This window comes from Paenibacillus sp. FSL R10-2796 (assembly GCF_037965315.1).
Classification (GTDB): Bacteria; Bacillota; Bacilli; order Paenibacillales; family Paenibacillaceae; genus Paenibacillus_AQ; species Paenibacillus_AQ odorifer.
Window position 1 is genome coordinate 3,350,726 of the sequence record NZ_CP150178.1, and the last position, 17,077, is coordinate 3,367,802.

At 40.1% G+C, this 17,077-nt stretch carries 20 protein-coding genes; 19 read left to right on the forward strand and 1 reads right to left on the reverse strand.

Going from position 1 to position 17,077, the window contains the following annotated elements; genetic code table 11:
• The first annotated feature begins 44 nt into the window (after positions 1-44).
• The 15 genes from NST58_RS15320 to NST58_RS15390 all read left to right on the forward strand — a co-directional run bounded on the left by NST58_RS15320 (position 45) and on the right by NST58_RS15390 (position 11,541).
• Positions 45-461 carry a GntR family transcriptional regulator gene (locus tag NST58_RS15320; RefSeq protein WP_076129346.1) on the forward strand — a complete coding sequence of 139 codons (417 nt, stop codon included), beginning with the start codon at positions 45-47 and terminating at the stop codon, positions 459-461.
• Positions 458-1,144: an ABC transporter ATP-binding protein gene (locus NST58_RS15325; protein ID WP_339190920.1), complete on the forward strand. Its 687-nt coding sequence runs from the start codon at positions 458-460 to the stop codon at positions 1,142-1,144. Before NST58_RS15320 ends, NST58_RS15325 begins: the two co-directional genes overlap by 4 nt.
• Positions 1,141-1,986 carry a hypothetical protein gene (locus tag NST58_RS15330; RefSeq protein WP_248548200.1) on the forward strand — a complete coding sequence of 282 codons (846 nt, stop codon included), beginning with the start codon at positions 1,141-1,143 and terminating at the stop codon, positions 1,984-1,986. Before NST58_RS15325 ends, NST58_RS15330 begins: the two co-directional genes overlap by 4 nt.
• Before the next feature lie 24 nt (positions 1,987-2,010).
• Positions 2,011-3,225: a hypothetical protein gene (locus NST58_RS15335; protein WP_339248629.1), complete on the forward strand. Its 1,215-nt coding sequence runs from the start codon at positions 2,011-2,013 to the stop codon at positions 3,223-3,225.
• Between the two features lie 208 nt (positions 3,226-3,433).
• Positions 3,434-3,916 (forward strand): DUF2975 domain-containing protein, encoded by a 483-nt coding sequence (locus tag NST58_RS15340; RefSeq protein ID WP_038570783.1) that lies wholly within the window; start codon positions 3,434-3,436, stop codon positions 3,914-3,916.
• Between the two features lie 10 nt (positions 3,917-3,926).
• The gene (locus NST58_RS15345; protein ID WP_076129351.1) at positions 3,927-4,142 is read left to right on the forward strand and encodes a helix-turn-helix transcriptional regulator; all 216 of its coding nucleotides are present in this window, start codon (positions 3,927-3,929) and stop codon (positions 4,140-4,142) included.
• A 2-nt stretch (positions 4,143-4,144) separates the two neighbouring features.
• Positions 4,145-4,921: a DUF817 domain-containing protein gene (locus NST58_RS15350; RefSeq protein WP_076194264.1), complete on the forward strand. Its 777-nt coding sequence runs from the start codon at positions 4,145-4,147 to the stop codon at positions 4,919-4,921.
• 184 nt (positions 4,922-5,105) lie between these two features.
• On the forward strand, positions 5,106-5,762 hold the full coding sequence (locus NST58_RS15355) for a CatB-related O-acetyltransferase (protein ID WP_339248631.1): 657 nt from the start codon (positions 5,106-5,108) through the stop codon (positions 5,760-5,762).
• Between the two features lie 150 nt (positions 5,763-5,912).
• Positions 5,913-6,428: a GNAT family N-acetyltransferase gene (locus NST58_RS15360; protein ID WP_076185895.1), complete on the forward strand. Its 516-nt coding sequence runs from the start codon at positions 5,913-5,915 to the stop codon at positions 6,426-6,428.
• Between the two features lie 30 nt (positions 6,429-6,458).
• Positions 6,459-6,695 carry a DUF3977 family protein gene (locus tag NST58_RS15365; RefSeq protein ID WP_076280541.1) on the forward strand — a complete coding sequence of 79 codons (237 nt, stop codon included), beginning with the start codon at positions 6,459-6,461 and terminating at the stop codon, positions 6,693-6,695.
• A 116-nt stretch (positions 6,696-6,811) separates the two neighbouring features.
• A complete protein-coding gene (locus NST58_RS15370; protein ID WP_076302002.1) occupies positions 6,812-8,200 on the forward strand; it encodes a serine hydrolase in 1,389 nt (462 codons plus the stop codon).
• Between the two features lies 1 nt (position 8,201).
• Positions 8,202-8,891, forward strand: a complete 690-nt coding sequence (locus tag NST58_RS15375; protein ID WP_076302003.1) for a hypothetical protein — start codon at positions 8,202-8,204, stop codon at positions 8,889-8,891.
• 75 nt (positions 8,892-8,966) lie between these two features.
• On the forward strand, positions 8,967-10,049 hold the full coding sequence (locus NST58_RS15380) for a CHAP domain-containing protein (protein ID WP_256721000.1): 1,083 nt from the start codon (positions 8,967-8,969) through the stop codon (positions 10,047-10,049).
• 292 nt (positions 10,050-10,341) lie between these two features.
• Positions 10,342-10,740 (forward strand): Rrf2 family transcriptional regulator, encoded by a 399-nt coding sequence (locus tag NST58_RS15385; RefSeq protein WP_036678138.1) that lies wholly within the window; start codon positions 10,342-10,344, stop codon positions 10,738-10,740.
• Positions 10,741-10,848: 108 nt separating this feature from the next.
• Positions 10,849-11,541 (forward strand): class I SAM-dependent methyltransferase, encoded by a 693-nt coding sequence (locus NST58_RS15390; RefSeq protein ID WP_076302004.1) that lies wholly within the window; start codon positions 10,849-10,851, stop codon positions 11,539-11,541.
• A gap of 336 nt (positions 11,542-11,877) precedes the next feature.
• On the opposite strand, the gene NST58_RS15395 is transcribed toward NST58_RS15390, so the two are convergent.
• Complete coding sequence (locus tag NST58_RS15395; protein WP_076302005.1) at positions 11,878-12,786, reverse strand: aldo/keto reductase; 909 nt, start codon at positions 12,784-12,786, stop codon at positions 11,878-11,880.
• 161 nt (positions 12,787-12,947) lie between these two features.
• Here NST58_RS15395 and msrA point away from each other — a divergent pair, with 161 nt between their 5' ends.
• The 4 genes from msrA (at position 12,948) to NST58_RS15415 (ending at position 17,020) form a co-directional block, all read left to right on the forward strand.
• On the forward strand, positions 12,948-13,460 hold the full coding sequence (gene msrA, locus NST58_RS15400) for a peptide-methionine (S)-S-oxide reductase MsrA (protein WP_076302006.1): 513 nt from the start codon (positions 12,948-12,950) through the stop codon (positions 13,458-13,460).
• A 169-nt stretch (positions 13,461-13,629) separates the two neighbouring features.
• A complete protein-coding gene (locus NST58_RS15405) occupies positions 13,630-14,820 on the forward strand; it encodes an ArsR family transcriptional regulator (RefSeq protein ID WP_076302007.1) in 1,191 nt (396 codons plus the stop codon).
• Positions 14,821-14,918: 98 nt separating this feature from the next.
• Positions 14,919-15,626, forward strand: coding sequence for a response regulator transcription factor (locus tag NST58_RS15410; protein ID WP_179089399.1), 708 nt, complete (start codon positions 14,919-14,921; stop codon positions 15,624-15,626).
• Positions 15,623-17,020: a HAMP domain-containing sensor histidine kinase gene (locus NST58_RS15415; RefSeq protein ID WP_339248636.1), complete on the forward strand. Its 1,398-nt coding sequence runs from the start codon at positions 15,623-15,625 to the stop codon at positions 17,018-17,020. Before NST58_RS15410 ends, NST58_RS15415 begins: the two co-directional genes overlap by 4 nt.
• Positions 17,021-17,077 lie beyond the last annotated feature (57 nt).

The following is a 17,077-nucleotide window of genomic DNA, read 5'->3' on the forward strand; positions in this document are numbered from 1 at the left end:
TATGAACCACTTAGTACACACACTTAGTATATGGAGTTGGTTGTATGACAGAAGAACAGAAATCAGGCGTCAGCTTTAATATTCGTGAGCCGGTATATATTCAAGTTGTGCGTCATTTCAAGGAACAGATCGCCACAGGGCAAATCGGAGCGGGAGACAAAATTCCTTCACGGCGTGAACTGGCATCAGTAATGAAGATTAATGCGAACACGGCGCAGAAGGCATATAAGGAAATGGAGGAACAGGGTTTGATCGTAACAGAAGGGAATTCCCCGAGCCGAATTACACAGGATCAGCAAATCCTAAACTCGATTCGAGCTGAATTAATCGAAAGTGCAGTGGATATATTCATCAGCTCCATTCAGAATATTCAAATTCCAGTTGAAGAACTGGTAGAGATCATAAAGACAAAATATACATCCGAGCGCAAGTTATCTCCAGAGGGTGGTGACACAAGATGATCCAAGTGAATCAGATGGTAAAGAATTATGGATTCAAGAAGGTACTAAATGGCGTTAGCTTCACTGCTGCCAAGGGAGAGATTACCTGCCTGATCGGAATCAATGGTGCCGGGAAGTCAACAGTGCTGAAGTCCATCATGGGACTGACACCATTCAAAGGGGAAGTCTTAATCGATAACGCATCACTAACGCCTGCGATGTATGAGAAAATCACTTTCATTCCAGATTCGTTAACGATGCCCTCTAATATGCGAATTGCTGATTGCTTGAGCTTTATGGCTGACTTTTATCGGAATTGGAACGCTGAACGTGCAAAGGAAATGCTTAAGTTCTTCCGACTGAGCTCTTCAGATCGCGTATCCTCATTGTCGAAAGGGATGGCTGCGAAGGTGAATTTGTTGCTGGGACTTGCCTTGGATTGTGATTACATCCTAATGGACGAGCCGTTCTCGGGAATTGATATGTTCAGCCGCGAGCAAATTACTGATGTGTTCACGAGTGAATTGATCGAGGATCGTGGTGTGATTATTACAACTCATGAAATTAACGATATTGAGCATTTAATTGATAAAGCGGTCTTGCTACAGCACGGGAAGGTAGAACGTGAATTCTACTGTGAAGAAGTTCGCGAGCAGGAAGGTAAGTCCATTACGGACGTAATGAGAGAGGTGTACTTGAAATGAGAGCTTTTGTGAAGCTATTGAATTTTGAAATGAACCGATTTGCCAAAATATATATTGGACTCATGGTGCTGACAGTTGCCTTGCAGCTTGCAGCAGTCACCATCGGTGCTAATCATTGGCTGGATTCTGCGAATGAGGCAATGAGAGTGAATCAATGGACGCTTGAGCAATATCACAATGTGACTGGATATATTCAGCTAAACAGTATGATGTATGCTCGCTATAATGGACTTCTATATTTCGGACCCATATTTTTGAGCATAACAGTGTTGCTAATATATAGCTGCTTCATCTGGTACCGTGACTGGAGAGGTAAAAATACGATAGTATATCGCCTGCTCACCTTGCCATCCAATCGGGCGAATTTGTATTTTGCCAAGCTGGTTACGATCTTGCTATTCGCATTTGGACTTGTTGCCCTGCAAATTGTGCTTGTGCCACTGGAGCGTTTGATAGCACAGTCGATTCTTCCTGCTGAACTATATCGGAACATCTCGGTATTTGATTATTTGAAGTATCCTACTGTGCTTAAAGTTCTGGTTCCGCCCTACTTTTCTGAGTTTGTTCTATATTATGGACTGGGCATTACGGGCTTGATCGTCTTGTTCACAGCGATTCTAATGGAGCGGAGCTACAGACTGAAAGGGATCGGCTTTATCATATTATACTTAGCGGTTCTGGCTGGATTAGCCTCAATACCCTATCTTATGGGTTATAGCAGATATGATAGCTACTTCTATCCCGGAGAGATCATAGGTGCTTGTCTCGGATTAATAGTGATTATTGCTGGAGGTTCGCTTTGGTACAGCTTATATCTATTGCGTAAGAAAATATCGGTATAATTGAAGGGGTATGGAGGTTAAGGAATGAGAAAATATATGGTTACCGCCGTTCTTGTAGTGTTCTCGGTTGTTACAATCGGGACGTATTATGTACAGGCCTCACAAGAGACACTACCTAATTATAAGCTGACGATGGTTCAAGGGGATGCTTCCCTCGTTGAAGGTATAGCCTTATACGGAAATTATCTGACTAAGGATAGTGTTTTTGGCATCAAACGAGCTAATATCACTACAAATGGTACAGATTATCCAGATGAAAAGTTAACGATCAGCCAAAGCTTAAACCGAAGACCAGTGAACACACAATTGGATAAATGGAGGGATCAGCATCGTCAGTTCATGCGTGGGAAGAAGAACTTAGCTGGGTTCTATGAAAATCAGGATATGCTTGCTTACGTGAATTGGACCGTAGATAAGCAGCAATCAAATGATCCATCAGCGAAGAAAAATGCTAGACTCAGTATTTCTGTGCTTAATAAGCAAAAGGATAATACGCAGGAAATCAGATCCGATATCAATGTGGATCATGATGTTTCAGATATCTATGTACAAAATGTACAGCTTGTTGATCAAGAGCTTGTTGCAATGGTGTTTTTGAATCACGGCGCCAAAGGTTATGTAACTGAACCGCAGATTATCCGTGTTAATCTAACAACAAAGGAGATTACGAATGAGCCGCTCGTATTACCAGGAGCTAAATCTGAAGCAGCAAATGGGGATAATCAATTCGTTAGGTTAGCCAATCAAAATCTGGATCACTCGGATCAATGGATTTTAACGGTTAGTAAAGATAATCATAAAAAGGCATATCAAGTAGATGTTGCAACAGGACAAATCTCGCCGCTCGCGTTCCAAGGGCATGAAATGTTATTGAATAATATTATGAATGCGTATGGACAGAAAATTTATTTCCTGCAAAAAGCTGTATCGGGTAAGGAGAATATAGGATTTACTGTTATTTCTTACGATCTCGTGAGTAAAGAATATGAGACTACTCTGAAGAATACCAATATAGATTTAAGTGAAAACATTACCTATGATTTTAAACAAGACTATCTCTATATTGTGGGTTATAAGAATATGGATAATAAGTACTTCAAAGGTAATCGTCTATATGTATTCAATTTGACAAGCGGTAACCTTGAATACGAAGGAAAAGCAGTATCAACAGAAGCTGCAAATCAGGCTGAAGATGAAGCTAACATGGATTTGAATTTTATCGATCTCGGTCAGTATTAGAATTACTTGTAGAATAGAAAAATAGAGATAAAGAGATATGAAAAGGTGAAATAAGCCGAGCTAGTGACTTCAAAAGTCAATTAGCTCGGCTTTTTAGTCGAAAGTTATAAAACAACCAATAATAACTGTATATCGATTAAAATATATTGTAAAACGATAAATAATATGATAAATTCAATTCACAATAAATCTGTGAGGTGTGTTTATTATGGAAAGAGGATCAACACTTTTTTTAAGGGCAGCGGTTATTCTTATTGGTATCCCGGTGCTTGCCTTGTGCATATTTGTGGTGCCGGAAATAGCGAGTTTCGCAGCAGAACTGTATCCGGATTATAGTTTATTGAAATATCTCATTGCCATTGATTTGTATGCCTCGGCGATACCTTTTTACTTTGCACTGTATCAAGCTTTTAAACTGTTAGGCTATATTGACAAGAACAATGCTTTCTCGGAAATGTCTGTACAGGTTTTAAAGAAAATAAAATATTGTGCAATCATCATCAGTTGCTTGTATGTAGTTGGTATGCCACTCTTTTACCTCATGGCGGAGAAAGATGATGCCCCAGGGATTATAGTCATCGGCTTGATTATCATTTTTGCCTCCATGGTGATTGCCGTTTTTGCTGCAGTTCTACAAAAGCTTTTAAAAGAAGCTATTGATATAAAATCAGAAAATGACTTAACTGTCTGAGGTGAAAACAATGGCGATTATAATTAATATCGACGTGATGCTGGCTAAAAGAAAAATGAGTGTTACTGAGCTTTCGGAGAGAGTTGGAATAACAATGGCTAATCTTTCTATATTGAAAAATGGAAAAGCAAAAGCGGTGCGATTATCAACGTTAGAGGCAATTTGTAAGGCTTTGGAATGTCAGCCTGGAGATCTATTAGAATACAAAAATGATGAGGAAACATAAGAATGAAGTCAATAACACAATTACTGCATTTCGGATATCATCAGGCGATGAGTTGTATATTTCCTGTTGCGATTTTTGGGACTTTAGCTCTTTCTAACATAATAGAAATGCCTTTTCTTTACCGTTATGATGCCATTCTTCTAATACTGCTTACAGTGCAGTACCTCATGTACCGTACTGGATTAGAGACACTGGATGAAATAAAAGTAATCTGTGTGTTCCACGTTATTGGTTTATTGCTGGAAATCTATAAGGTAAAGATGGGTTCATGGGCATACCCTGAGCCAGGGTTTACGAAGGTGTTTGGTGTACCCCTCTATAGTGGATTTATGTATGCAAGTGTCGCAAGCTTTATGTGCCAGATATGGCGAAGATTGAAAATGGATATGACCGGTTGGCCGGGGCTTGCTTCAGCGGGATTGTTGGGAGGAGCCATCTATTTAAATTTTTTCACACATCATTTCATTCCTGATTTTCGTTGGTGGCTGACAGCGCTTGTGGTTGTTGTCTTCTGGAAAACATGGATCACTTATAGGGTACGGACGGTTACCTATCGAATGCCCTTGACACTGGCCTTTTTTATTGTAGGATTTTTTATCTGGTTAGCTGAAAATATCGCTACATTTTTTAATGCATGGAAATATCCTGATCAATATCAAACGTGGCAACTGGTTAGTTTCAGTAAGATCAGTTCGTGGTTCCTTCTAGTGATCATTAGCGTCATTATAGTTGCCCAGCTTAAACATGTTAAGGCTAGCCGTAATCCGATAAATTCATAATTGAGCTGAGTTCGGACAATACGGTTGATTTGACGAATAAATCATTCGTTTGTTACAATGACGGCATCAATTAGGAAAAGGATGAGGACGATGGTTCGTCGTTTGAAAAGGTTTAAGAATGTCGCTACTGCATCAAGCTTCTAAGTATAAATGAATTACATTACTTAGAAGCGAGGGAAAGAAAATGAAACAACATCAGTTCAGCCACTGGTCTGAAACTAAGTATTTAAAGGATATTGTCACCAACCCAATGATAGAGGTAGGAGAGTACTCTTACTACTCTGGTTATTACGATAATCTTGATTTTGAAGATGGGTGTGTCAGATACCTTTGGGGTGATGAACAATCAAGAAAGTTGTTTAATCCCAGTGAAGATTATGGTTGGCATTTAGATAAATTGATTATAGGAAATTATGTTTGTATTGCTAGTGGTGTAATTATTCTCATGGGTGGGAATCACAATCATCATCCTGAATGGATTACCGTGTATCCTTTTGTAGACCAGATTGCAAACTCTTACGAATCCAAAGGGGATACAAACATTGCTAGTGATGCCTGGATTGGGATGAATGCAATGATTATGCCCGGCGTGAAAATAGGCGAAGGTGCTATTGTTGCGGCAGGATCAGTTGTTGTAAAGGATGTCCCACCGTATACGATAGTGGGCGGCAATCCTGCTAAAGTGATCAAGCAACGGTTTACAGATCAAGAAATCGAAAAGTTAAAGGAAATGTGCTGGTTCGATTGGAAACGTGAGAAAATTGAACAAGCCACGTCTATCTTTTCAAGTTCATCTATTGATCAATTATATGACTTTTACCTTAAAGAAATAAAAAAATAACAAAATCAGAACAGGCTGCCGGTATATTCGGCAGCCTGTTCTTTTATCTGACAGGGTAGTTTAACAATAATTGTTTTTTACCAGATTAATCCTAATTAGTATGTTAATATAGGAATGGACTCATTTAATAAGTTAGGAGGAAATTATATTATGGCCTTACCTTTACAAATCCGTCGAATGACACAAAACGATATTGATATTATACATACGGGGTTATCTGAGCATGACGTAAGCCAACCTCTTGATTATGTCCAACGTTGTTGGCAAGAAAATCAAAATGAAAAGCGAGTTACACTTTTAGCTTTTTGTGAAAATGAGTTTGTTGGATGGGGACATGTGGTATACAGGTCGGAATATCCTTATTTTGCAGAGAATAATATACCTGAAATTCAAAACTTTGACGTCATCCCGCCATTTAGGAAACGTGGGGTAGGAAGTGTATTAATTGAAGCTCTTGAAAAAGATGCTTTTACTATATCTAATACTATTGGTATTGGATTTGGATTATACGCTGACTATGGAACCGCACAACGGATGTATATAAAGCGTGGTTTTATCCCTGATGGGCGGGGAATCATGTACGATAATAAGCCTGTTGAGCCTGGGGCACATGTTTGTGTGGACGATGATCTCTGCCTTTATCTAATAAAAACTATTGAGCAATAAAAGCAGCTCTTGTACGGGGGGAGATAGATTCTGAAGTATATCGAATTTGGTATCGGCAATACATGGCTAATTAGAACTGAAACGGAGTTAGAGGATGGAACGGAATATGAAGAAAAAGGCATAATGAAACCGGTAAAGTTCCGCTCGTTATATTTCAGGATTTGGATTGGCAAAACTGTAATCATTCTAGACTTAAAACAAGGCTTGAAAATATGTAAGAAGAGTCGTAAAACGTTGAAGATTATTTTTGGTATAACAAGTCTTTAGGTTAAGTATGACAAGGTTGCCGTCTAAATGAACAAATGGAGGAGACCTGACACGAGACTTAGTGCTCTACCTGAGAATTATTAAAAACTCAAAATATAACGACAAGCGAGGTTTAAATGGATAATCCAGAGAATTTGACCCAAGCGCTGTCTAAGTTTTATGAAGAACTTGAACGATCTGATTTACCGGTTAATACTTTTATGCTATTACGTAAGGGAGAAGTTATTACCGAGTTTTATCGTCAACCGTACCGCAAAAACGTTCCCCAGGTTTTATTTTCTCTAAGCAAGAGCTTTACATCTATTGCAGCAGGCATAGCATGGGATAACGGTTATTTTGAATTAACGGATAAAGTGGTTTCTTTTTTCCCGGATCAGCTTCCTAGCTCAATTTCACCTAATTTAGAGAAGATGACGATACATCATCTTCTTTCCATGAATACAGGACATAACAATAGTATCTATGGTGCGATAGCCAAGCAAAATGATTGGGTTCGTGCCTTTTTAGCTTTGGACGTAGAAGATGAACCGGGAAGTTATTACAATTACAATACACACGCCACTTATATGGTTTCGGCTATTATCGAAAAGACGACTGGAGAAAATCTTGTTGATTTTTTAATGCCAAGATTATTTACGCCATTGGACATAGAAAGACCAGAATGGGAGACTTGCCCGTTAGGAATTGTTGCTGGTGGAATGGGACTAAGCATACCAACAGATGGAATCGCGAAATTTGGCCAGATGCTCCTCAATCAAGGGGTTTACAATAGTCGTAGAATTGTTTCGAAAGATTATTTAAAGCTGGCGCTAAATGAACAAAGCGATAATCGTTGGGGACAAAATAAGGCTGACTGGTCAAACGGATATGGTTATCAGTTCTTTATGTGCAGGAATGGATGTAAGATGGGGAATGGAGCTTTTGGTCAATTGTGTTTCATTGATCCGAGTCAAGAGATTGTGATTGCTGCAACTTCAAGTTTTACCGAGATGAAGAAGTTACAGGATTTTTTAGATATCATATATGCAAAATTACTGAACTTTGATTGGCCAACGGTTGCATCTAACATTATAAAACCTCCTACATTTACCTCCTTAGTAAACAGGATAGTTAAAGTAGATTATAGATCGTACAGTGGAATTTATATCTTTGAAGATAATAAGCATAAAATCAAAGAATTAACACTGAAGTTTGAAGATGAGCACCTTAGTTTTTCTTTACTTTACGACGATCATTTAGATGAATTTCCGTTCGATTTTTTAAGGCCTACCCATGCAAAAAGTTTATTTATTAAAGACTTATCCCTTAGTGAGCAGGAAGTTTGTACATCTGCAAGCTGGCAATATGATGATTCCAAATTAATCCTCACGGTATATTACATTGAAACCCCTTACGTAGTTGATTACACTTTGAGTTTTAGCGGTAAAAAAATTGAACTGCATATGCATAGGAATCTTTCCTTAGAGGATAGAGAAGACATAACTGTTATTGGTTGGGAGGGATGAAATGACCAAGGGTAAAGGTTGGATAGCTGTTTTATTTTTGCTGTTTTCTTTAGTTTTTGTGGGAATCACACATCAGGGTACTATGTTTGGGGATTACCTCTTCAGAACCATTGGAATTCCGCCTTGGAGCGAACCTGCGACAAACCATGGTTTACATTATTCAGCAATATTCGGGATCATTTTGTTAATTTTCAGTGGGAGTTTAACTATAAAGCACTTTAGACAGTGTTATAAAAAATATGTAGGCAGAACCGTTTTGCTTGCTATCATCATTTTCATTATATTATATCCATTTCTAACAGAACGATTGTATTATCTTGTGAATATGAACAATGATGGAATTGAAGTTGTGGATTTTCTGGAAAAAGATTCGCACTGTATGTACGGTACTCAAGAGGATATTGTGCAGGTTCAATGTACAATCAGGCTAATCAACTATGGCGGGCAAAATGAAACCGTTATGATCCGTCCAATCTTTCGAGAGTACGGTAATCCTCAAGGGATCTGGTCATTCGCAGAGGTTCAGCCGCAAGAGATTACCTTGTTACCAAGATCTAATATTAAACATAACATTCACTTTGAGAGTAAGTCTGACGCTCGAATTGCTGAATTCGGGGCGAACGGTAATACCGATTATTTTGGTGTGGAGTTCGTCAAGGATGGACATAAAAAGGAAGTCATTAGGGACTGAATTAATAAAAAGATTCATGTCAGTATTAGTTTTGATATTATTACAGCTGAGTAGTAACGGAAGGGAAGGTTTCCAGTGACTCAACGACTGATAACAAAAGTGAACCAGCGCCTCGATAGTGTGCGTGTGCTGGTTCAAGAAATGATCATGTCTATAGGTAGCGAACAATGGAAACAGGAAGCGTGTGTTCACCTGTACGGAGTTTCTAGTTTCGCTTCATTGCTTGCCATGAAAAGAGAACAAAATCAGGAATTGGCAGCCATTATAGGACTGCTTCATAATTATTATTTCTTCAAAACCGGAGTCAAGGAATTTCCAGGTCCCAACAGTGCTGATACCGTAAGGCCTTTATTAAGAGACTTGAATATGTTTACCAAAGAAGAGCTGACTCAAATTCTAAAGGCAATCTTCCATCAAGGGGACAGGAATAAAGTTCAGGGTCCCTATGAAGAGATTCTAAAGGATGCTCAAGTTCTACAATCATATTTTCAGAATAGGAATTGTATCTTAATGCCTCAGGACAATACTAGACTTCGGAATGTACTTCGTGAAATGACGATCCCAGAGGATTTTTTGGAAAAGGTAGATTACAGTAGCGGGGCTGAAGTTCTCCAGCCTACGGATAAACGAGGTAAGTTAGCTAATATTGCTGAAACATTTGGAAAAGAAAACATTGTTGGAATACCAGGAAACGAACGATATCGAGAAATCTGTAAATATTGGCCTGACCAAGCGATTTATAAAGTATTACAAAACAATTGGTGCGCAGCATTTGTATATTACTGCTGTATGCAAGCTGGATTTCTGCTGCCGATTCGATATCCGAATGCTGATTTTCGATTAGCTGGCGTAGGGGCTTGGTTAGAGTGGGCGCAACTACCTGAGACCGCATTTTTTTATTTTGACGGGCAAGAGGGGTTTACTCCTCAACGTGGTGATATTGTGATTTATGAAAAATTGCTAACTAATGACCCTCACGATCATACAGGTATTGTTTTAGCATGCGATGACAAGGAGATCTTAGTTGCTGAAGGAAATAGGGATAATCAGAATTATTCCAGTGTTTTCTACAGAGATCGCTGGCATTGCGTATATGGCTATATCCGTATCGCTAATGACTATGAATTTGAGTTTAGTGGTGAGTATACTCCAATTTAGTTGAGGGGAGTTCATTCGGATGGTCACAGTTAAGAATATTAAGGCTGAGTATTTATTAATGACTAACCCTAATTTTGAATTATTTTCAGAACATGCTCTGGAAAAAATAATACGCTGCAACAGCAAAACATCTAAATAAAACTCCGGTTTTTATCGTTACTTTTGAAGGGAAAAATGAGCCAGCTTGGGACAAAGGTTCTTGAGCTTCTTCTCTTTTAAAAAGCGAACAAACTTGCCTTTTAGCTATGTTAGAGTTATCATAGATTTCTAAAGTCGTTAATGGAGGTGCTGAATGAAATATTCCCAAGCGACAGATTATGCACTTCATGCAATGCTCTATATGGTGACGGTGGCGTCTGATAAGCCGGTGGGTGTTCAATTGCTTGCTGAGAAGTTAGGTGTTTCCCAAACCTATCTGTCCAAAATGATGACTAAGCTAGTGAAGGCTGGATTGATTCAATCTGCACCTGGTGCTAATGGTGGTTATCGTCTCAGACGCAAGTCGGAAGAAATCTCTTTTTTGGATATTATCCATGCAATCGAAGGAACGGCTTCCTTTTTTGAATGCAGTCTAGATCACGGAAGTGAATGTCTGATTCAACAGGTTGTGATTGACGCTGAGCGACAGATGGAGCAGTACTTAGAGAACACGAAAATTGCAGATTTGGCAAAAACGATGAAGACGGAGTAAAGATCCGTTCTTTTTTCGGGTTTATTAGAGACAATATAAATCCGTAATGACTTTAATGAGGGTTTTGATACTAAAATGTGAAGTTTAAAACAATGGAGGATGATTACAATGACTGAAGAGCAAAAATTAAATGCCAAGAGGGCGACCTATGAAAAAACCACTCATATTTCGATTCCCTCTTATGATTCATTATTTTCGATGATCCAATCTTATTTTCGCTTCGAGTTAGGTGACATCCCTGTATCTATGCTCGTGGTCGGTGCGGGCGGAGGAAATGAATTTTCGGCATGGGGGCCATCTAACCCAAACTGGACATTTACTGGAGTGGATCCTTCGGAAGATATGCTTAAGATCGCGAAATTAAAGATAGATGAACTGGGCTTAGAGAGCCGTGTCAGTCTGATTTCTGGGACAATCGATGATCTTCCTCAGCAGGACTCAAAGTTCGATGTGGCAAGTTGTATTTTGGTCCTTCATTTCATCCATGATGTTCAAGAAAAATTGAAATTGCTACGCTCCATAAAGGATAATCTGAAACCGGGTGCTCCATTTGTTCTCGTAAGTGCATATGGAGATTTGGATGATCCTGAACTCCACGACAGAATAAACGTATGGAAAAGCTTTTGGGTTGCAGGGTATGAATCTCCCGATGCGTTTGATAATGTAAGTAGCAATATTACAAAAATTTCTTTCCTTCCCGAAAAACAAATTGAAGAGTTATTGAAAGAATCAGGCTTCACAAGAATCACTCGATTTTATTCTACTGGAATTATGGCAGGCTGGATGTGTCACGCGGAGTGACTAGAATACTTTCGGACCCAGATGACGTTATTTGTATATATTTAGGCGTTGGAGCATGATTTCGGACTCCAGTGCTGCTATTCCTTAAATAGAGGGTGATATATGGTGATTATCATGCTCATAGCGACTATGGAGTCCGCGAGCACCCTTAATATAGGAAAAAGTAGCGTATAAGGTCAACTGTGTCCTATAGTGCGATTCATAAGTGTGATTAGTACTTAATTAAACCAAGTTTAAGGATTAGATCAGCGATCAGGTAGCTTCAAAAAGTAGGGGGTGCCCAACAGCCATTGTATGGCTATGGACACCTCATTGTTTTTAACGAAAGTGACTAATCTATACATGAAGCTTGTAACGATTTGCTTTGCTTATCCGCTGAATGTCTGCAAGTTCCTCCGAAGTGAGTGGAGCTACATCAGCAGCCATTACATTGCTTTTTAATTGCTCCAGACTGCTTGCCCCAGGAATAATAACAGCTACAGATGGATTAGCTAGTGGATAATGAAGCGCTGTTTGTGCAAGATTGCGAGAGTCACTAGTTTCCTGCGAAAGCTGATCATGCAAATTCAGAAGTTCCTCACTACTGTAATCTAAGTAATTCTTCTCCGCCTTGCTGCGACCACGCTCTGATAGAATGCCCCCTGCTAGAGGCCCGCGTGCGATCATGCTAATTCCATGCTTTGCTAGCAGAGGAAGGATTTCTTCCTCAGGACGTCGATCTAAAATGCTATATTGGCTCATAACACTTACGATATTTGATTTTTTCACATATTCTCTAATTACATTAGGACGAATAGAAGAGATCCCATAATAGCGGATAAGACCCTCTTGCTTAAGTTCTTCAAAAGCTTCAATCGTTTCGTCAATTGGATCTTCAATAGTGCCGCCATGCAGCTGGTATAGATCGATGTAATCGGTTTGCAGCCGTTTAAGACTATCTTTGACTGCATTTTTAATATAGGCTTTTGAAGGGTCCCAGCTCCAGCCTTCTTGGCCGGGAATTCTGCGGTTGCCAACTTTTGTGGTCAGGATTACATCCTGTCGACGTTGACGAATGGCTTGGCCAATAATTTCTTCATTACGGCCCTCATCATAAAGATCTGCTGTATCAACAAAATTGATTCCTTGATCGAGTGCTTCATGAACAATGGAAATGGCTTTCGCCTCATCCGTACCCAAAGACATACAGCCAAGTCCTATCTCACTTACATACAAATCGGATTGTCCTAAACGATTTTTTCTCATAGCGCATTCCTTTCTACTTCTGTTGTTGTTATATTATAACGTTTTGGAGAATTGAATTCTAATGGTGCTTCGGACTTCCATTGACTTTATGATCTTTTGGCTTTATCGTCATAGCATATATTCTTAATTAGATGAAGATAGATAGGGAGAGATTGGATCATATGGAACAAGCGATGTTTGCAGGCGGATGTTTTTGGTGCATGGTGACACCGTTTGAGGAATTACCAGGCATTCATGGAATTGTATCGGGATATGCGGGAGGGATAACTGAGAATCCAACCTACGAAGAAGTCAAAACCGGAACAACGGGGCATTACGAGGTTGTGCAGATTACGTTTGATCCAGCGCTTTTTTCATACGAGAAGCTGCTTGAATTATATTGGCCTCAGATTGACCCTACCGATGATGGTGGGCAATTCCAGGATCGAGGAACTCAGTACCGGACAGCGATCTTCTATTATAATGAAGAACAGCGTTTAGCAGCTCTTGCCTCGAAGGAACAGGTTGCGGTCAGTGGCAGATTCTCCGGTCCAGTCGTTACGGAAATTCTTCCGGCGCCAACTTTTTATCGTGCAGAAGAGTACCATCAGGATTATCATCATAAGAATCCCAAGCACTACAAAGAAGATCGGGAGCAATCCGGTCGGGATACTTTTATCGCTAAACACTGGTAAGTGTTGAAAAAACTTTAAACCAAGAGCATCCTGAGTCATTCATGGCTTACGGGATGCTCTTTTTGCATTATATACAAATTTTATTTATTTTAAATTCTACATACTTTCCACACATTTGTAGACTAAACTACTCTAAATCAAGCGAGAACATCATACAGGAGGGTTTAGGATGAAAAAAATCATACCATTTGTTGCCGTTAGTTTGCTTTTGAGTACAGTGTTAACAAGCTGCCAATCAGGCAATAATGTTCCATCTAAGGTTAATTCGCAAGCTAGTTCTGCAACGGTGGAGCAACCATGGATAGCTACGAAGAATACTACTCGTATTAACACTTCAGATCCGATTCAAGCCGCAGTGTTAGTTTCTCAGACTTTATGGACTGCGCAAACAAAGAATAATAGACCTTCAAGTGTAGTTTTGACGGATGTGAGTAATTGGCAGATCGCCGCAGTTAGTGCAGATTTGATTCATCATCCCAGTAATGGGCCTGTACTGTATACTACAAAAGAAGGGGTTCCTGAGGTTACTCTCGCTGAACTTAAGCGACTGAATCCAATAGGTGCTGAAGGCAATAAAGGGGTTCAGGTAGTGCTTGTTGGGCCTATGGCATCCAATGTCGAACAACAATTAAAGGCCATTGATTTAAAAGTAGACCGGATAGAAGGGGATGAGCCAGCGGCAGTAGCTCAGGCTATAGATACTTATTACGCCAAAGCAGCGGGTGAACTTCCAAAGTCGGTCATTATTGGTTCTATGGATAGCCCTGAGTACACGTTGCCAGCAGTGAATTGGATCGCACATATGCCTGAACCTCTTCTCTTTGTAACCAAAGACGAAATTCCTAACTCAACGGTCGAGGCTTTAAAAGAACGTGGAGGTAGCGCAACCATTTACATCCTAGGACCAGAAGACATTGTCTCAGCAGATGTAGAAAAGCAATTAAAAGAATACGGAACAGTTCTCCGTATAGCTGGAGAAGATGTTTTTAAGAACGCTATAGCTTTTGCAAGTTTTAAGGATGCCAATAACGGATTCGGCTGGGGAATCAATACACCCGGTCATAACCTGTCTTTGTTAACCACGGATTCAACGATGCTCGCTATCGCCGCTGCGCCTTTTTCTCATTTGGGGAAACATGCGCCGCTTATTTTTACGGAAAAAGACGGGCTGCCAGATTCAGTAATGGAGTATATGATGGAGCTTCAACCTAAATTTCAAGATTCACCAGCAGAAGGTCCTTACAATCATGCTTGGATAAGTGGGGATAACCTTACAATAAATGAGCGAGCACAAAGTGAAATCGATGACATGCTAGAAATCTCACCTGCTGCAGGAGGCAATCCGCATTCCGGTCACTAACCATCATCAGAGGCTGGCATCATTTAGGGATGATGTCGGCTTGTTCTGTGTTTTTTTTGTATAATGAGAAGAACTAGGTCATAAAGAGGGTGAACGGCTTGAATAAGCTACAGATACTGATCGTAGATGATGAATGGAACATGCGGAATTTATTGCGGATTTATTTAAGTAAAGAAGGGATGTCTACAAAAGAGGCGTCAACGGGTCATGAGGCACTCCAACTGTTGAAACAACACAGCTTTGACCTAATCTTGCTGGATGTGATGATGCCGGATATGGATGGCTGGCAGGTCTGCAAGCTGGTGAGGGAGTCAAGCTCTATCCCAATTCTAATGCTAACCGCACGTTCTGAAACCAAGGATAAGGTACGTGGTCTCGGTATAGGCGCAGATGATTATCTTACTAAACCGTTTGAGCCGGAAGAATTAGTGGCTAGGATTTATTCTCTGCTGCGGCGTTCAGCACTTACTTTTGTTCAACAACCTCAGGAAAAGGTGCTCACATACCCTGATTTTAAAATATACCCAGAAGCTAGGGAGGTACATATTCAGGATACATCCATTGAATTCACGCTCAAGGAGTTTGATCTACTGGCCACTTTGGCGCAAAACACTACCCGGGTTTTTACGAGAGAAGAACTGGTGGAGCGATTATGGGGGAATAATTATGAGGGGGAGAATCGTGTTATTGACACTCATATTAAGAATATCCGCGAGAAACTACATAAAGCAGGCCTAGCCTATAATCCGGTTCAGACGGTGTGGGGATTAGGTTATAAATTTCATGCTCCCGGTAATCAGGTATGAAAAATAACATCATCGGACTTAAGCTCGGTTTTGTTATTATGTCTGTTTTTGTGGTTGTTTTGCTTGTTCTTGGAATTACTATAGACCGGATGTTTACAAGCTTCTATTACAACGAGATGCAAAAAGAGACGGAGGAACTCACCTCACATTTTATTGGAATGGCGGAATCGCAGGATAGTTCAAACGAGCAGATGATGAGTACCTTTGCAGAATTTTCGGATGTCAGTATCTTTAATATCTCGAAGGATGGCCATGTGATACTCCACTCGGGTGCACATGATCGTATGGATCGTTCATTCATCCAAGCTTCGGATGTTAGCCGGATTTTCGCTGGGAAAAGTGTTGATTTTGAGTATAAAGATCCTGCTGGATATTCTTATTTTATCATTGGAAAACCAATAATGGAGGGGGATACAACTCAGTCTGCACTTTATGTAATGTCCTCTACAGAGAGTATGAAGCAATCTTTGGCTTCCATCCGGAACCTGCTGCTGATTGCAGGAATAGGGGCTTTTATATTGGCTTTAGGGATCACTGGTGTGATCGCCATGATTTTGTCCAGACCTCTGATCAAGATGCAAAAGGCAACCCGGAAAATCGCGGCTGGCGAGCTGGAAACGAGACTGTCTATACGTAGTAACGATGAGATTGGTTTTTTGGCAGAGGCCATAAATGATCTGGCTGTCGATCTGCAACGATACAGGGATACAAGGCAGGAATTTCTGGCAAATATCTCACATGAGCTGAGAACGCCCATTACATATTTGGAGGGGTACACCAAGGTTATAAAAGATGGACTTTACGAGACCGAAGGGGAAAGAGATCTATACCTGGACATCATTCATCAGGAAGCACATCGGCTCCAGCATCTGGTGGATGATTTATTTGAACTGGCAAAGATGGAGGAAGGAAAGGTTACACTTACCCAAGAGTGGATCGATCTCAGTAAGCTAGCGGAACAAGCCGTGCGCAGAGTTGAACTGAAAGCAAAAGAGAAGGGATTACACCTGAAGCTTCAGCTTAGCGGAGATGCGTATATGATCCGTGGAGATCAAAAACGTATGGAACAGATTATAATGAACCTTCTGGAAAATGCAATTCGTTATACGGATGAAGGCGAGATTATTGTTCATGTGGAATTTGCAGCGGATGCTGCAACTCTAATAGTTGAAGATACAGGAATAGGTATTCCTGAGAAAGAGCTTCCCTATATCTTCGAACGTTTCTACCGGGTAGAGAAATCACGTTCAAGACAATACGGTGGTTCAGGTCTGGGGCTTTCCATTGTTAAAAAGCTGGTGGAATTGCATGGAGGCAAGATTCGAATGATGAGTCAGCCTGGAGCGGGTACTCGTTGCGAGGTGCAACTATTTAATCTATCTAAATCCGAATAAATGTAAGTAAAAAGAGACTTCAGATACAAAATGAGGTCTCTTTTTTGCTTGTTTATA

What these genes read in the sequence shown, in the direction of transcription:
- NST58_RS15320 (WP_076129346.1), top strand. Translation starts at nt 45, where the DNA reads ATGACAGAAGAACAGAAATCAGGCGTCAGCTTTAATATTCGTGAGCCG.
- NST58_RS15325 (WP_339190920.1), top strand. Translation starts at nt 458, where the DNA reads ATGATCCAAGTGAATCAGATGGTAAAGAATTATGGATTCAAGAAGGTA.
- NST58_RS15330 (WP_248548200.1), top strand. Translation starts at nt 1,141, where the DNA reads ATGAGAGCTTTTGTGAAGCTATTGAATTTTGAAATGAACCGATTTGCC.
- NST58_RS15335 (WP_339248629.1), top strand. Translation starts at nt 2,011, where the DNA reads ATGAGAAAATATATGGTTACCGCCGTTCTTGTAGTGTTCTCGGTTGTT.
- NST58_RS15340 (WP_038570783.1), top strand. Translation starts at nt 3,434, where the DNA reads ATGGAAAGAGGATCAACACTTTTTTTAAGGGCAGCGGTTATTCTTATT.
- NST58_RS15345 (WP_076129351.1), top strand. Translation starts at nt 3,927, where the DNA reads ATGGCGATTATAATTAATATCGACGTGATGCTGGCTAAAAGAAAAATG.
- NST58_RS15350 (WP_076194264.1), top strand. Translation starts at nt 4,145, where the DNA reads ATGAAGTCAATAACACAATTACTGCATTTCGGATATCATCAGGCGATG.
- NST58_RS15355 (WP_339248631.1), top strand. Translation starts at nt 5,106, where the DNA reads ATGAAACAACATCAGTTCAGCCACTGGTCTGAAACTAAGTATTTAAAG.
- NST58_RS15360 (WP_076185895.1), top strand. Translation starts at nt 5,913, where the DNA reads ATGGCCTTACCTTTACAAATCCGTCGAATGACACAAAACGATATTGAT.
- NST58_RS15370 (WP_076302002.1), top strand. Translation starts at nt 6,812, where the DNA reads ATGGATAATCCAGAGAATTTGACCCAAGCGCTGTCTAAGTTTTATGAA.
- NST58_RS15375 (WP_076302003.1), top strand. Translation starts at nt 8,202, where the DNA reads ATGACCAAGGGTAAAGGTTGGATAGCTGTTTTATTTTTGCTGTTTTCT.
- NST58_RS15385 (WP_036678138.1), top strand. Translation starts at nt 10,342, where the DNA reads ATGAAATATTCCCAAGCGACAGATTATGCACTTCATGCAATGCTCTAT.
- NST58_RS15390 (WP_076302004.1), top strand. Translation starts at nt 10,849, where the DNA reads ATGACTGAAGAGCAAAAATTAAATGCCAAGAGGGCGACCTATGAAAAA.
- NST58_RS15395 (WP_076302005.1), bottom strand. Translation starts at nt 12,786, where the DNA reads ATGAGAAAAAATCGTTTAGGACAATCCGATTTGTATGTAAGTGAGATA.
- msrA (WP_076302006.1), top strand. Translation starts at nt 12,948, where the DNA reads ATGGAACAAGCGATGTTTGCAGGCGGATGTTTTTGGTGCATGGTGACA.
- NST58_RS15405 (WP_076302007.1), top strand. Translation starts at nt 13,630, where the DNA reads ATGAAAAAAATCATACCATTTGTTGCCGTTAGTTTGCTTTTGAGTACA.
- NST58_RS15415 (WP_339248636.1), top strand. Translation starts at nt 15,623, where the DNA reads ATGAAAAATAACATCATCGGACTTAAGCTCGGTTTTGTTATTATGTCT.